This is a genomic window from 'Cynodon dactylon' phytoplasma, assembly GCF_009268075.1.
Taxonomy (GTDB): Bacteria; Bacillota_I; Bacilli_A; order Acholeplasmatales; family Acholeplasmataceae; genus Phytoplasma; species Phytoplasma cynodontis.
Window position 1 is genome coordinate 1 of sequence record NZ_VWOH01000014.1, and the last position, 262, is coordinate 262.

Annotated in this window: 1 protein-coding gene; it reads left to right on the forward strand. The window is 24.4% G+C overall.

Annotated elements, in window-relative coordinates:
- The coding region (gene rpsJ, locus F1741_RS02225; protein WP_152309989.1) for a 30S ribosomal protein S10 at nucleotides 1-203 on the forward strand (203 nt) is incomplete at its 5' end.
- Between the last annotated feature and the right edge of the window lie 59 nt (nucleotides 204-262).

The window sequence follows — 262 nt, forward strand, 5'->3', positions numbered from 1 at the left end:
TAAAAGGTCCTATACCGTTGCCTACTCGTAAAGAAATATTTACTGTTTTGCGATCTACTTTTGTTAATAAAGATAGTCGAGAACAATTTGGTCGTTTTACTCATAAACGTTTAATTCAGATTATTAACCCTAATGCTCAAACTATTGACGCATTAACTCGTATTAATATTCCAAAATCTGTAGATATTAGTATTAAACAATAATTTTTAGTAATTTTTTATTAATAAAAATATCGTATTAATGTAGTTAATATTATTTTTTT